Source organism: Cellulomonas sp. HZM, assembly GCF_000708885.1.
Lineage (GTDB): Bacteria > Actinomycetota > Actinomycetes > Actinomycetales > Cellulomonadaceae > Cellulomonas.
Genome location: NZ_JEOE01000020.1, coordinates 26,315 through 39,786, shown reverse-complemented (window position 1 = coordinate 39,786; position 13,472 = coordinate 26,315). Strand labels below are relative to the sequence as shown.

The window sequence follows — 13,472 nt, the reverse complement described above, 5'->3', positions numbered from 1 at the left end:
CCGACCGCAGCGCCGGACCGCTGCGCCAGAGGTCTCGCGATCGTCCGGTCCCGCGCCTACCGTGGGGCGATGACGGACGACGAGCAGGGACTCACCCCGGCGGCCTTCCACACGCGGCCCGGCGTCGAGGACTGGCGGGTGACCTCGTGGGGAGCGCAGGCGTGCTTCCGCGCCGGGTCGCTCGCGCAGGCCGCGGCGCTCGTGGCGCCGGTCGTGGACGCGGCGTCACGGCTGGGCGTCGCACCGGACGTGGACCTGCGCCCGGAGGCCGTCGTCGTGCGGATCCCGCACCGCGACGGGCTGATCCCCGTCGCCGGGGCCGAGGCCGCCGCGGCCGTCTCCGTCGCGGCGCGCGAGCTGGGGCTGCGACCCGACGTCGACCTCGTCCAGACCGTCGACATCTACGTCGCGCACCACCCGGACAGAGACGTCGAGGCGTTCTGGGAGGCCGCGCTCGGATACGTGCCGTCGGGCGTCGACGACGCGGTCGACCCGCTGCGGCGCGGCCCCTCGCTCTCGTTCCACCCGGACATGGAGCGGACCGGTCGTGGACGTACTCACATCGACGTGTCGGTGCCCGCCGACCGGGCCGAGGCACGGGTCGCCGCGGCGCTCGCCGCGGGCGGACGGCTGGTCGACGACTCCTACGCGCCGCAGTGGTGGACGATCGCGTCACCCGACAACCACGGCATCGACATCGCGGCCTGGACGGACACGCACGACTGACGCCTCGCGGCGGCTCAGCGGCAAACTCAGAGGCGGTTCAGAGACGGCCGGACGCAGGGCCTGACGGAGGGCCAGACGGAACGCCCGACGGCGTCAGCGGCGCACCGCGACCAGGAGCCCGTCGCCCACGGGCAGCAGCGCGCTGACGAGCCGCTCGTCGGCCCGCACCGCACGGCCCACCTCACGCACGGCGGTCGTGTCGTCGTCCCGGCGGGCGGGGTCGGCGACACGGTCGTGCCACAGCGCGTCGTCGACGACGAGCACGCCGCCCGGCCTCAGCAGCCGGACGCCCTCCTCGACGTAGCGCGTCACGCCCTCGACGTCGGCATCCACGACGACCATGTCGTAGGCGCCGTCGGTCAGGCGCGGCAGCACGTCGAGCGCGCGCCCGGAGATGGTGCGCGTGCGCGTCGAGCGCACACCCTCCTCGGCGAACGCCTCCTTGGCGGCGCGGTGGTGCTCGACCTCGATGTCGATCGTCGTGAGCACGCCGTCCGCGGGCATCCCGCGCAGGAGGTGGATCGAGCCGACGCCGGCGCCCGTGCCGATCTCGACCACGGCGCGCGCAGCGTTGGCGGCCGCGAGCACCGTCAGGGCGGCGCCGGCTCCCGGGGTCACAGCGGTGCAGCCGAGCTGTGCCGCGCGTTCGCGGGCCCGCAGCAGCACGTCGTCCTGCTCGACGAAGTCCTCGCAGTAGACCCAGCTGCTCGCCTTGTCGGTGGAGATGGTGGCCTCCCGGCACGTCAGAGCCCGCCGGTGCGGGCGCTGCCAGCGTAGTCCCGCCCGCGCGTCGCGCCGTGGGGGCACGCGGAACCATCCGTGCGGCGCAGGCGTTGCACCGACGAGACCTGTCGTCGGACCCGGGGCACCGGGTCCGGATGGGATGATGGGGACCCGCCGACCCGTCGGCCACAGCGAGGAGACACGTGCCGCAGACCGAACCCGCCTGGCAGCCGCCGTCGTGGGAGCAGATCGTGCGGGACCACTCCGCCCGCGTGTACCGGCTCGCGTACCGCCTCTCGGGCAACCGCCAGGACGCCGAGGACCTCACGCAGGAGACGTTCGTCCGCGTGTTCCGGTCGCTGCACACCTACCAGCCCGGCACGTTCGAGGGCTGGATGCACCGCATCACCACCAACCTGTTCCTCGACCAGGCGCGCAGGCGCCAGCGCGTGCGCATCGACGCGATCGGTGACGAGAGCGACCGCTTCGAGTCGACCGACCAGCTCGCGGCACCCGAGCGCGCGTTCGAGCACGGCAACCTCGACGCCGACGTGCAGCGCGCGCTCGACGACCTCCCGCCCGAGTACCGCGCCGCGGTCGTCCTGTGCGACATCGAGGGGCTCTCGTACGAGGAGATCGCGGTGACGCTGGGCATCAAGCTCGGCACGGTGCGCTCGCGGATCCACCGCGCGCGGGCGCGGCTGCGCGAGTCGCTCGAGCACCGCGCTCCCGGGCGCACGCCCGTGGTCGAGGTCGACGAGGTGCGGGCATGAGCCACCTCGGCTCGCGGATCAGCGCGCTCGTCGACGGCCAGCTCGCGCCGGCCGCTGCGGAGCGTGCGCTCGCGCACGTCGCGACCTGCGACGAGTGCGCCGCCGAGCTCGCGGCTGCTCGTGCCGCGCGTGCCGCGCTCGCGGCGTCGCAGGACGTCGCGCCGGACGACGACCTCACCGCCCGCCTGCTGTCCCTCGGTGTCGCGATGCCCGCGCACGAGCCCGTGCGGTCCGCCGACCCGTTCGCGCCGCCGCCGCGTCGCACCGAGCACGACCTCGCGAGCTACGGCCTGCACCGCGGCCCCGCACGCCGTGCGTGGGAGGCGCGCAGCGGTGCCGCGCTGTGCGGCGAGGTGCCGCTGCGCCGGATGTCGACCCGCCTGCTCGCCGGGTCGGTCGCGGGCGTCGGCGCGGTCGCGGCGATGCTGTTCGTGCTGGGAGAGCAGCCCGACGTCGTCGCGCAGGGCAGGGTCGCGCCCGATCTCGACCTGCTCGGCCATGCCGCGACCGTGCAGGTCGACGCGGTCGACGCCGGCGTGGACGACCTCGACGCATGGGTCGACCGGCACGGCTGGCCCTTCCCGACGCAGCTGCCCGCGGGGTGGTCCCTCGTGGGGTGGCGGACCACCGACGAGGGGTCGCTCGAGGTGGACCTCACCGGACCCGCCGGACCCGTCGTCGTGACGGAGCAGGCGGGACGGCTGGACGAGGCAGCGGTCGTCGGCGCGCAGGCCGCCGACGTCGAGGGCATCGACGCGGTGCTGCTGTCGACCGAGCCGTGGCACGTCGCGTGGCAGTCGGGCGACACGGTCGTGCAGGTCGTCGCGGGGCGCGACTCCGGCGCGGCGCGCTCCTTCGTGGCAGGCTTCCCCGTGGGCGCCGCGGACGGCGTCCCCGCCCGCATGTGGCGCGGGTGGACCACGGTGGCGGGAGTGCTCGACCAGTCATGACGGAGCAGGACCAGCAGCCCGGGCAGCCGTCGGACGTCCCCCTGTTCGCCTCGCCCTCGACGAGGCCGCTGCCCGGTCCGTCGGCGGGGAGCACGGCACAGGGCGCACAGGGTCAGAGCGCACCGGGTCAGGACGCACCCGGGCAGGGTGGTCCCCCCGAGCAGCCGCGCGCGCCGCGCTCCTTCGTGCACGCACCGGGTTCGTCCACGCCAGCCGTGGGTCTCGGCGCCGAGCAGGGCCCCTCGTCGTACCCGCCCGGCTTCCCACCGCAGCAGCCGCTCTCGACGCCGCTCTCTGCGACGTCTGCACCGCAGGTCCGGGTCCGCCGCGCACCGCGTGCGCTCTCGGTCGGCTGGGTCGTGCCGCTCGTCGTGCTCGCGCTCGTCGCGGGTCTCGTGGGCGGTGTGCTGGGTGCGCGCTGGTCAGCTGACGACCACCTCGCCGACGCGGGGCTGCCGGCGATCCCGTCGAGCGCTCCTCGGCCGTCCGGAGGTGCAGCTGCAGGTACGGCGGAGGCGTCGGTCGCGCAGATCGCCGCCACGGTGCTGCCTAGCGTCGTGTCGATCGAGTCGACGGGCGGCGACGGCACCGCGACGGGCTCGGGCTTCGTGCTGCGGGCCGACGGCTACCTGCTGACCAACAACCACGTGGTCGCGGGCGCGGTGGGTGGCGGCTCGCTGACGGTGACGTTCTCCGACGGGCACGAGCGCCGGGCGACGATCGTCGGACGCACGTCGGACTACGACCTCGCGGTCATCAAGGTCGACGAGAAGGGCCTCACCCCGCTCGTGCTGGGACGCTCCGCGGACGTCGTCGTGGGCGACCCCGTCGTCGCGATCGGCGCACCGCTGGGCCTGGCCGGGACCGTCACGACGGGCATCGTGAGCGCCCTGAACCGTCCGGTGTCCGCGGGCGACTCGGCGGACACCGCGTTCATCAACGCGATCCAGACCGACGCCGCGATCAACCCCGGCAACTCCGGCGGGCCGCTGGTCGACGCCGAGGGCGAGGTGATCGGCATCAACTCGGCGATCGCCCAGCCACCGGGCACCAACGGCACCACGGGCGGCAGCATCGGCCTCGGCTTCGCGATCCCGTCGGACCAGGCGCGCCGCACCGCCGAGCAGCTCATCGAGAAGGGGCACGCGACCTACCCCATCATCGGGGTGCTGCTGGACCAGGCGTACGTCGGCGAGGGCGTCAAGGTCGCGTCGAAGAGCCAGCAGGGCACGCCGCCGGTGACGCCAGACGGCCCGGCCGACCGCGCGGGCATCCGCTCGGGGGACGTCATCCTGTCGATCGACGACCGGCCCGTGACGCAGCCCGACGAGCTGATCGTCGCCATCCGCGCGCACACGCCGGGCGACACGGTCGCGCTGCGGGTCCGCACCGGCCCCGACGAACGCACGGTCCGCGTGGTGCTGGACGAGTCCGGGAGCTGACCTGCGCGCAGGTCTGCCGTCCAGGAACGCGGGGTAGCCTGGCGGGGTGCTGGACATCAACGGCGGCGAGTTCGTCGTGCTGCTGCTCGTGGCGGCGATCGTCATCGGGCCCCAGCGGCTCCCCGGGTACGCCGAGCAGCTCGGTGCGCTGGTCCGGCGCGCGCGCGTGTGGATGAAGGACGCGAAGACGCGCATCGACAGCGAGATGGGCGAGGACGCCGTCGACCTGGACTGGACGGCGCTCGACCCGCGGCAGTACGACCCGCGGCGCATCGTCCGCGACGCGCTGCTCGAGCCGATGACACCCGCACCCGCACCCGCCCGTCGGGCCTCCGTCGCAGCGGCGACGCTCGCGAGCGCTGGTGCGGCGCCGTACGACGACGAGGCGACATGACCTCGTCGCCCCGACGCTCCTGGCGCTGCCCGCGCTGATCGGACGAGCACCTCGGCGCCGGACCGGATGCCCGTGCCCGGCCCGCCCCTCGAACACCCTTCGACCGCGCCCCGCGGTCACTGACAGAATGGACCCATGGCTGTGCCGCCCACGACGTCGCGCATCTTCTCCGGGATGCAGCCCACCTCCGACTCCCTGCAGCTGGGGAACTACCTGGGTGCGTTGACGCAGTGGGTGGCCCTGCAGGAGGGCAACGAGGCGATCTACTGCGTCGTCGACCTGCACGCCCTGACCGTCGGCCCGGACCCCGCGGTGCTGCGCGAGCGCACGCGCCGCACGGCCGCGCAGTACCTCGCCGCGGGCGTCGACCCGGAGCGCAGCATCCTGTTCGTGCAGTCGCACGTCGCCGAGCATGCGGAGCTGTCATGGCTGCTGTCGTGCCACACGGGCTTCGGTGAGGCGTCGCGCATGACGCAGTTCAAGGACAAGTCCGCGAAGCAGGGCAACGAGGGCACGACCGTCGGCCTGTTCACCTACCCGGTGCTCATGGCGGCGGACATCCTCCTGTACGACACGCACCTGGTGCCGGTGGGCGAGGACCAGCGTCAGCACCTCGAGCTCGCGCGCGACCTCGCGCAGCGCATGAACGCGCGGTTCGGCGCCGGGACCGTCGTCGTGCCCGAGCCGTACATCGTCAAGGGCACGGCGAAGATCTACGACCTGCAGGACCCGACCGCGAAGATGAGCAAGTCCGCGGCGTCGCCCAACGGCCTGATCGAGCTGCTCGACGACCCGCGGACGATCGCGAAGCGCATCAAGTCCGCGGTGACCGACACCGAGCGTGAGATCCGCTTCGACCCGGTCGCCAAGCCCGGGATCTCCAACCTCCTGACGATCTACTCGGCGCTGTCCGGCCGCCCGGTCGACGCGATCGTGGCGGAGTACGACGGGCGCGGGTACGGAGACCTGAAGAAGGATCTCGCCGAGGTCGTCGTCGACTGGGTGCAGCCGTTCCAGGAGCGCGTGCACGGGTACCTCGCGGACCCGGCGTCGCTCGACGACGTGCTGGCCGCGGGCGCCGAGAAGGCGCGTGAGATCGCGTCGGCGACGCTCGACCGGCTGTACGAGCGCTCGGGCCTGCTGGCACGCCGTCCGCGCGTGCGGGTGGGCGCATGAGGCTGCCGGAGCGCTCCGGTGACCAGCGGCTCATCGGGGTGTCGATCACGATCCCCGAGCCGCACCACTCGGCCCTCCAGGAGGCGCGCGCGCGCTTCGGCGACCCCATGGCGTCCGCCATCCCGCCGCACATCACGCTGCTCGGCCCGACGATCGTCGAGCCGGAGGAGACCGCGGCGGTGCAGGCCCACCTCGACGCGGTGGCGGCCGGGCACGCCCCCTTCACGGTGCGGCTGCGCGGCACGGGGACGTTCCGGCCCGTGTCGCAGGTCGCGTTCGTCCAGGTGGCGGACGGGATCGCGGGGTGCGAGCAGCTCGAGCAGGAGGTGCGGTCCGGTCCGCTCGACCAGGAGCTGCGCTTCCATTACCACCCGCACGTGACGGTCGCGCACGAGCTGGCCGACGAGTCGCTCGACGAGGCGATCGACGAGCTCGCGGAGTTCGACGCGACGTTCGTCGTCGACTCGTTCGAGTGCTACGTGCACGACGAGGGCGCGTGGCACGTCGTGACCAGGCACGCGCTCGGCGCGGAGCCTGCGGAGCCTGCGCAGGCCGACGAGCACGAGCCGCGCGCCGTCTGACACGCCCGCCACCGGCCTGCGGACGGGCGTCGGCGCAGATGCCGGGTGCTCCGAGCCGACCTAGGGTCGGGGCATGACAGGAGCCGAGCACCCGGTGCCGCAGGAGGCGCACGCGCCGACGGGAGCGGGGCGCGCGCACCTGGCGGCCCCGGCCGACGACTCGTCGGCGCCCCCGGACACCTCGCTCATGGGCCGGGTCAAGGCGCTGCTCGCGTGGTGGCAGCAGACGCGGCCGGCGCGGGCCAACGCGCGGTTCGGGGCACGCGGTGGCGGCGTGCTCACGGGTGGCATCGCGTACGCGGCGCTGTTCGCGGTGTTCGCCGGGCTGACCATCGGGTACACGGTGTTCATGGCCGTCCTCGGCAACGACGAGGACCTGCGCGACAAGGTGCTCGACGCGGTGAACGACAGCCTGCCGGGGTTGATCGACACGACCGGCTCGGGCAACGGGATCAACCCGGACTCGCTCGAGCTCAGTGCGAACCTGACGTTCGCCGGCATCGTCGCCGTCGTCGTGCTGCTCCTGTCCGCGCTGTCTGCCACGGGAGCCCTGCGCACCGGGGTCCGGGCGATGTTCGCGCAGGAGGGCGGGGGGAGCGCGGTCGGAACCCGGCTGCGCCAGCTCGGCGGCCTGGCGGGGCTCGCGTTCGCGGTGCTGCTCTCCGCGCTGCTCACCACCGCGGTGGGCTCGGCGACGCAGTGGGTGCTGCAGGCCGTGGGCTGGGACGACGCCGGCGGGTTCACCCTGCGCGCCGTGGGGATCGTCGTGGCGTTCGTCATCGACCTCGCGACGTTCGTGCTCATCGTGCGCGTGCTCGCGGGGGAGCACCCGCCGCGGCGCGACCTGCTGCAGGGGGCGGTGATCGCTGCGGTCGGGATCGGCGTGGTGCGGTTCCTCGGGACGTCGGTCGTCGCCGGGAGCATCGGAAAGAACCCGCTGCTCAGCGGTGCGGTCGTCGTCGTCACGCTCCTGCTGTGGGTCAACCTCATCTCGCGCATCGTGCTGCTCGCCGCGGCGTGGGTCGCGGACCCGCCCGCTACGACGCCGGATGACTCGTCGGGCGGCTGACGCGCGTCCACCACAGCACGGCCACCGGGAGCGCGAGCGGCACGAACGCGTAGCCGAGCCCGTACGCGGACCATACCGTGGCGTCCGGGAAGGCCGCGGGTACCAGCAGGCTCGCGGTCCCGACGACGAGCACGCCCGCGAGCTCGACCTTCGCGACCGCGCGCGCGGCCCGCACCGGACGGCCGCGCACGGCGCGGAGCGTCGCGACGAACCCGCACCAGTAGACGAGCGCGGCGAGCGCCGACAGCGCGTAGGCGAGGGGAGCCCGCGAGGCCTGCGTGGCGAGCTGCACCGCGGACCGGCCGGTGGCGGCGACGACGAACACGCCGTACCCGGTGACGAGCAGCTGCCCGGGGCCGAGCGTGCGCGTGCCGGAGGATCGCTCGGTCGTCGTCTCAATCATGTGCCGGTCTCCACGTGGCCTGCAGCCGCACGACGACGACCGCGACGAGCAGGTACGTGATCGCGAGCAGCGCGCCCGCCCACCGCCCGGACCGGCCCTGGACCTGCGCCGCAGCGGCCGGGATCAGCGCCACGGACACGGCGAGGTAGGCGATGTGCGTCGCGGGGGAGGCCGGTCGGTGCCCGCTTGCGATCCCCAGCCCGTCGAGCACGGCCTGTACGACGAGCCCCGTCTCGAGCACCCCCGCGGCGACCAGCCCGCGCGCCGAGTCGAAGCGGTCGGCCCGCGCGAGCGTGCCGATGCCCAGCACGAGCGCGGACGCCGCGAGGGCGAACGCGAAGGGCGCGATCATGCGCGGGCCGCCTTCGCGGCTGCCCGACGCCGGCGTGTGCCGCGGCGGAACAGCCACGTCGAGATGCCGGTGACCATGAGGACCAGCGGTGCGAGGCCCATCGCGAACCAGATGGCGCGCCACCACGAGCTCGCCTGGCCGCCGAAGTGCGCGGGCTCGATGACCTTGTCGTACACCCGGTTGGCCAGGGGCTCGCCGCGCGCGGAGTAGAGGGTGACGAAGTGGTCCGGAGTGCCGGGGTCGACGAGCACGTACGTGTCGGAGCCGCCGGTGCCCGCGAAGGACCGCCACGACGAGATGACGTCGACCTCCCAGAAGTCGCTGTCCTTGACGGGTTGGTAGACGCCCGTGACCTCGCCGGGCACGTCCCGCAGCGCGGTGGCGACGGCCTGCTCTGCGGTCGTCGGTGGCGTCCCGTCGGGGACGTGCGCCCGCTCGAGCGCCCACTCCTCCTCGCGCGGCGTGTCACCGCCGGTGAGCTGTACCCATGCGGTCTTGACGGCCGGGATCTCGAAGGCGGCCCCCGTGAGCCCCCACATGAGCAGGAACGGCAGCGCGACGGCGCCGACGACGTTGTGCAGGTCGTAGTCGCGCGCGAACCGGCCCTTGCCGGTGCGGACCGTGAAGCGACTGCGCAGCCTCTTGATCCCGGGCCACCAGATCCGCAGGGAGGTGAGCGCGAGCGCGAGGAGCAGCAGCCCGAGGCCGCCCAGCACGACGACGGTCCAGGTCACGTCGGCGAGGCCGCCGGGCGCGCCGCTCCACACGGGCGCCGCCATCCACGACTGGTACCCCGGGTAGCCCTCGCAGCTGAACGCGCAGTCGTGCAGGTTGACGAGCGCGTCGAGCACGCCGTCGTCGGTCGCGGCCGTGCCGTTGATGTCCCCGGAGCCGGGGTCGACGAACCACAGTCGCGTCCATCCCGTGTCGACCACGGCCCACACGCCCTGGTCCGCGTACGCGCCCCACAGGTCTGCGTCGGGGTGAGCCTGTGCGACGACGTCGACGGCCTCCATCGCGGAGAGCGTCCCGGCGGCGTCGTCGGCACCGGTGGGCAGCTCGGCGCTGTGCGAGAACCACGCGGGGTGCGTGAGCCGCGTGAGCTCGGGCTTGTAGAGCAGCACCGAGCCGGCGGTCGTCTCGACGACGAGGAGCAGGCCGAGGACGAGCGCCGGCCAGCGGTGCGCGAGGACCATCGAGCGGTGGAACGGCTTGCGCCGCCAGAACCGGTGCCAGCGCTGCCTGACGCTCCGGTGAGCGGCGTTCGCCGCCGGGACGGTCGCCGCGGCACGCGGACGTGGCGGGTCGGCGAGATCGGTCACGATTCCCCCTGCGGTGCGCGCGCCCCGAGCCGGAACGACGTTGCAGAGGTTAGCCTTACCTTCGTCCGATCTGCACGGTTCGTCTCGTCAGTCGGGAACGATCGCTAGGGGCGACCGAGCGCGTGCTCGACCTGCGGACGGCGCGCTTCCAGCTCGGCCAGCCGCCGCTCGGTCGACGCGGGCTCGCCGATCTCCCCGAGCCGGAGCATCCCCGGGTCGCCGGCCGCCTGGCCACCGCGGATCCGCCGCGCGGCGAGCGTCATGCGCACGAACACCCGGTCGAGGATGTCGTCGGCGCCGGGCCCGCCGTACGCGTCCGCGACGACGCGCAGCCCGTGCGCGGCCGCGGCCGGGTCGGTCCCCAGGTCCAGCAGCGGGGAGTTCCACGCGAGGATGGCGAGGTCGTCGATCGGGAGACCCGGGCCGGCGACGTCCCAGTCGAAGACGCCCGCGAGCTCGTCACCCTCGAACGCCAGGTTGTACATCGCGAAGTCCTGGTGGCACACGATCTCGCCGTCGGTGACGTCGGCCTCGACGAACCGCCACCGCCGAACCCGACAGGGGAACCCGGCGACGACCTCGTGGAAGGTGGCGAGCCACCGCGCCGCCGACGCGAGCTGCCCGTCCGTGAGTGCGCGTCGCCCGATGGGCACCACGTCGCCGTGCAGGTAGGTGAGCACCTCGCGGCCTTGCTCGTCGATGCCGAGCACGCGCGGCACGTGCGGGAGCCCGGCGTCGGTCAGGAAGGTCAGCAGCTCGTGCACCGCGGGCGTCCACGGTCCGGTCGGCCGGCGCACGGTGTCCCCGACGCGCACGGCCCCGCCCACGTTGCCGCCGGGCAGCGGGATCTCGGTCACGCCCGGCACCCTAGTCGCGCCCGGTCAGAGGGCGCGCGTCATCGTCGCGCGCTGCTCCGTGCTGCCCGCCGCCTCGATCGTGGTCTCGTCAGAAGGCGCGCGTGATCATCGCGCGCTTCACTTCCTGGATCGCCTTCGTCACCTCGATGCCGCGCGGGCACGCCTCGGTGCAGTTGAAGGTCGTGCGGCATCGCCACACGCCCTCCTTGTCGTTGAGGATCTCGAGGCGCTGGGCGCCGCCCTCGTCACGGCTGTCGAAGATGAAGCGGTGCGCATTGACGATCGCGGCGGGGCCGAAGTACTGCCCGTCGGTCCAGAACACCGGGCACGACGACGTGCACGCCGCGCACAGGATGCACTTGGTGGTGTCGTCGAAGCGCTCGCGCTGCTTCGCGGACTGCAGGCGCTCCTTGCTCGGCTCGTTGCCCGTCGTGATGAGGAACGGCATGATCTCGCGGTAGCTCGCGAAGAACGGCTCCATGTCGACCACGAGGTCCTTGACCACCGGCAGGCCCTTGATGGGCTCGACCGTGATGGGCTTGGACGGGTCCAGGTCCTTGAGCAGCGTCTTGCACGCGAGGCGGTTGCGGCCGTTGATGCGCATCGCGTCCGATCCGCACACGCCGTGCGCGCACGAGCGGCGGAACGTCAGCGAGCCGTCCTGCTCCCACTTGACCTTGTGCAGCGCGTCGAGCACGCGGTCGGTGCCGTGGCACAGGACCTGGAACTCGTCCCAGTGGTCGATCGTCGTTTCGCCGGAGTCGTCGGGCAGGTGCCGCAGCACGCGCAGCGTCACGGTGAACGACGGGATGGCGCCGACCTCGGCGGGGGCGTCCTCGAGAACGGCGGTCATCAGTACTTACGCTCCATCGGCTGGTAGCGGGTGACGTTCACGTGCTTGGACCCGAGGACCAGCTGGTAGCCGTCGAACACCTCGGTGTGGTGGAAGCGGCCCTCGGCGTCGCCGTCGCTGTCGGCGCCCCACTGGCGGTGGCCGTCGGCGGCGATCGGGCGGCGGTACGCCATGGTGTGCCGCATGAAGTTCGCGTCGTCGCGGTCCGGGAAGTCCTCGCGGAAGTGGCCGCCGCGCGACTCCTCGCGGTTGAGCGCTCCGACGACGACGGTCTCGGCGATGTCGAGCAGGAAGCCCAGCTCGACGGCCTCGAGGAGGTCGGTGTTGAACGTGCGCGACTTGTCCTGCACGGAGACGTGCTCGTACCGCTTGCGCAGCGCCTTGATGTCGTCGAGCGCCTGCGTGAGCGAGTCCTGGGTGCGGAACACCTGCGCGTTCGCGTCCATCGTCTCCTGCAGCGCTTTGCGGATGTCCGCGACGCGGTCGCCGTCGGGCCGCGTGCGGATCGTCTCGAGGCCTGCCTCGACGGTCGCCGCCGGGTCCTCCGGGAGGTCGACGAACGACGCGCCGCTCGCGTACGCCGCGGCGGAGATGCCCGCGCGCTTGCCGAACACGTTGATGTCCAGCAGCGAGTTGGTGCCCAGGCGGTTGGAGCCGTGCACCGAGACGCACGCGACCTCGCCGGCCGCGTACAGCCCGCGGATGACGTCCGTCTGGTTGCGCAGGACCTCGCCCTCGATGTTCGTCGGGACGCCGCCCATCGCGTAGTGCGCGGTCGGGTAGACCGGCACGGGCTCGGTGTACGGCTCGACGCCGAGATAGGTGCGCGCGAACTCCGTGATGTCCGGGAGCTTCGCGTCGATGTGCGCGGGCTCGAGGTGCGTGAGGTCGAGCAGCACGTAGTCCTTGTTGGGACCGGCGCCGCGACCCTCGCGCACCTCGTTGGCCATCGAACGGGCGACGATGTCGCGCGGCGCGAGGTCCTTGATGGTGGGGGCGTACCGCTCCATGAAGCGCTCGCCCTCGGAGTTGCGCAGGATCGCGCCCTCGCCGCGCGCGGCCTCCGAGAGCAGGATGCCCAGGCCGGCGAGACCCGTCGGGTGGAACTGGAAGAACTCCATGTCCTCGAGCGGGATGCCGCGCCGGTAGGCGAGCGCCATGCCGTCGCCCGTGAGGGTGTGCGCGTTGCTCGTCGTCTTGAAGATCTTGCCCGCGCCGCCCGTGGCCAGGACCACCGACTTCGCCTGGAACACGTGGATCTCGCCGGTGGCGAGCTCGTACGCGACGACGCCCGACACGTTGACCTCCTCGCCCTCGGGCACGTGGCCCGCGGCGAGGTCGTGGTCGACGAGCAGGTCGAGCACGTAGAACTCGTTGAAGAACTCGACCTCGTTCTTCACGCACTGCTGGTAGAGCGTCTGCAGGATCATGTGACCGGTGCGGTCCGCGGCGTAGCACGAGCGGCGCACGGCGGCCTCGCCGTGGTTGCGCGTGTGACCGCCGAACCGGCGCTGGTCGATGCGACCCTCGGGCGTGCGGTTGAACGGCAGGCCCATCTTCTCCAGGTCGAGCACCGCGTCGATGGCCTCCTTGGCCATCACCTCCGCGGCGTCCTGGTCGACGAGGTAGTCACCGCCCTTGACGGTGTCGAACGTGTGCCACTCCCAGTTGTCCTCCTCGACGTTCGCGAGCGCGGCGCACATGCCGCCCTGCGCGGCGCCCGTGTGCGAGCGCGTCGGGTAGAGCTTGGAGATGACGGCCGTGCGCACGCGGGTGCTCGACTCGAGCGCCGCGCGCATCCCGGCGCCGCCGGCACCGACGATGACGACGTCGTACTGATGGGTCTGCATG

General features: G+C 73.1%; 15 protein-coding genes. 8 read left to right on the top strand and 7 right to left on the bottom strand.

Going from position 1 to position 13,472, the window contains the following annotated elements:
• The first annotated feature begins 69 nt into the window (after nucleotides 1-69).
• The gene (locus tag AW16_RS0111555) at nucleotides 70-726 is read left to right on the top strand and encodes a VOC family protein (protein WP_029290512.1); all 657 of its coding nucleotides are present in this window, start codon (nucleotides 70-72) and stop codon (nucleotides 724-726) included.
• A 93-nt stretch (nucleotides 727-819) separates the two neighbouring features.
• Here the strand turns inward: AW16_RS0111555 and AW16_RS0111550 are convergent, their stop codons facing one another.
• Nucleotides 820-1,452: an O-methyltransferase gene (locus AW16_RS0111550; protein WP_029290510.1), complete on the bottom strand. Its 633-nt coding sequence runs from the start codon at nucleotides 1,450-1,452 to the stop codon at nucleotides 820-822.
• A 200-nt stretch (nucleotides 1,453-1,652) separates the two neighbouring features.
• Between AW16_RS0111550 and sigE the strand changes: the two genes are divergently transcribed.
• From sigE to AW16_RS0111515, 7 genes are all read left to right on the top strand, one after another.
• Nucleotides 1,653-2,222 carry an RNA polymerase sigma factor SigE gene (gene sigE, locus AW16_RS0111545; RefSeq protein WP_029290507.1) on the top strand — a complete coding sequence of 190 codons (570 nt, stop codon included), beginning with the start codon at nucleotides 1,653-1,655 and terminating at the stop codon, nucleotides 2,220-2,222.
• Nucleotides 2,219-3,172 (top strand): zf-HC2 domain-containing protein, encoded by a 954-nt coding sequence (locus tag AW16_RS0111540; RefSeq protein WP_029290505.1) that lies wholly within the window; start codon nucleotides 2,219-2,221, stop codon nucleotides 3,170-3,172. Before sigE ends, AW16_RS0111540 begins: the two co-directional genes overlap by 4 nt.
• The gene (locus AW16_RS0111535; RefSeq protein ID WP_034648914.1) at nucleotides 3,169-4,614 is read left to right on the top strand and encodes a S1C family serine protease; all 1,446 of its coding nucleotides are present in this window, start codon (nucleotides 3,169-3,171) and stop codon (nucleotides 4,612-4,614) included. The genes AW16_RS0111540 and AW16_RS0111535 overlap by 4 nt, the downstream gene beginning before the upstream one ends.
• Nucleotides 4,615-4,660: 46 nt before the next feature.
• Nucleotides 4,661-5,008 (top strand): translocase, encoded by a 348-nt coding sequence (locus AW16_RS0111530; RefSeq protein ID WP_029290501.1) that lies wholly within the window; start codon nucleotides 4,661-4,663, stop codon nucleotides 5,006-5,008.
• A 135-nt stretch (nucleotides 5,009-5,143) separates the two neighbouring features.
• Complete coding sequence (trpS, locus tag AW16_RS0111525) at nucleotides 5,144-6,184, top strand: tryptophan--tRNA ligase (protein WP_029290499.1); 1,041 nt, start codon at nucleotides 5,144-5,146, stop codon at nucleotides 6,182-6,184.
• A complete protein-coding gene (locus tag AW16_RS0111520) occupies nucleotides 6,181-6,765 on the top strand; it encodes a 2'-5' RNA ligase family protein (RefSeq protein ID WP_029290497.1) in 585 nt (194 codons plus the stop codon). Before trpS ends, AW16_RS0111520 begins: the two co-directional genes overlap by 4 nt.
• A gap of 73 nt (nucleotides 6,766-6,838) precedes the next feature.
• The gene (locus AW16_RS0111515; RefSeq protein WP_029290495.1) at nucleotides 6,839-7,834 is read left to right on the top strand and encodes a YihY/virulence factor BrkB family protein; all 996 of its coding nucleotides are present in this window, start codon (nucleotides 6,839-6,841) and stop codon (nucleotides 7,832-7,834) included.
• On the opposite strand, the gene AW16_RS0111510 is transcribed toward AW16_RS0111515, so the two are convergent.
• The 6 genes from AW16_RS0111510 to sdhA form a co-directional block, all read right to left on the bottom strand.
• On the bottom strand, nucleotides 7,803-8,237 hold the full coding sequence (locus tag AW16_RS0111510) for a hypothetical protein (RefSeq protein ID WP_029290493.1): 435 nt from the start codon (nucleotides 8,235-8,237) through the stop codon (nucleotides 7,803-7,805). The genes AW16_RS0111515 and AW16_RS0111510 overlap by 32 nt on opposite strands.
• Nucleotides 8,230-8,589: a hypothetical protein gene (locus tag AW16_RS0111505; protein ID WP_051681891.1), complete on the bottom strand. Its 360-nt coding sequence runs from the start codon at nucleotides 8,587-8,589 to the stop codon at nucleotides 8,230-8,232. Before AW16_RS0111505 ends, AW16_RS0111510 begins: the two co-directional genes overlap by 8 nt.
• Complete coding sequence (locus AW16_RS0111500) at nucleotides 8,586-9,911, bottom strand: PepSY domain-containing protein (protein WP_051681890.1); 1,326 nt, start codon at nucleotides 9,909-9,911, stop codon at nucleotides 8,586-8,588. The genes AW16_RS0111505 and AW16_RS0111500 overlap by 4 nt, the downstream gene beginning before the upstream one ends.
• Nucleotides 9,912-10,015: 104 nt before the next feature.
• Nucleotides 10,016-10,768 carry a phosphotransferase gene (locus AW16_RS17155; RefSeq protein WP_231496031.1) on the bottom strand — a complete coding sequence of 251 codons (753 nt, stop codon included), beginning with the start codon at nucleotides 10,766-10,768 and terminating at the stop codon, nucleotides 10,016-10,018.
• A gap of 88 nt (nucleotides 10,769-10,856) precedes the next feature.
• Nucleotides 10,857-11,621, bottom strand: a complete 765-nt coding sequence (locus AW16_RS0111490; protein WP_029290486.1) for a succinate dehydrogenase iron-sulfur subunit — start codon at nucleotides 11,619-11,621, stop codon at nucleotides 10,857-10,859.
• Nucleotides 11,621-13,471 carry a succinate dehydrogenase flavoprotein subunit gene (gene sdhA, locus AW16_RS0111485; protein ID WP_029290484.1) on the bottom strand — a complete coding sequence of 617 codons (1,851 nt, stop codon included), beginning with the start codon at nucleotides 13,469-13,471 and terminating at the stop codon, nucleotides 11,621-11,623. The genes AW16_RS0111490 and sdhA overlap by 1 nt, the downstream gene beginning before the upstream one ends.
• Nucleotide 13,472: the final 1 nt, after the last annotated feature.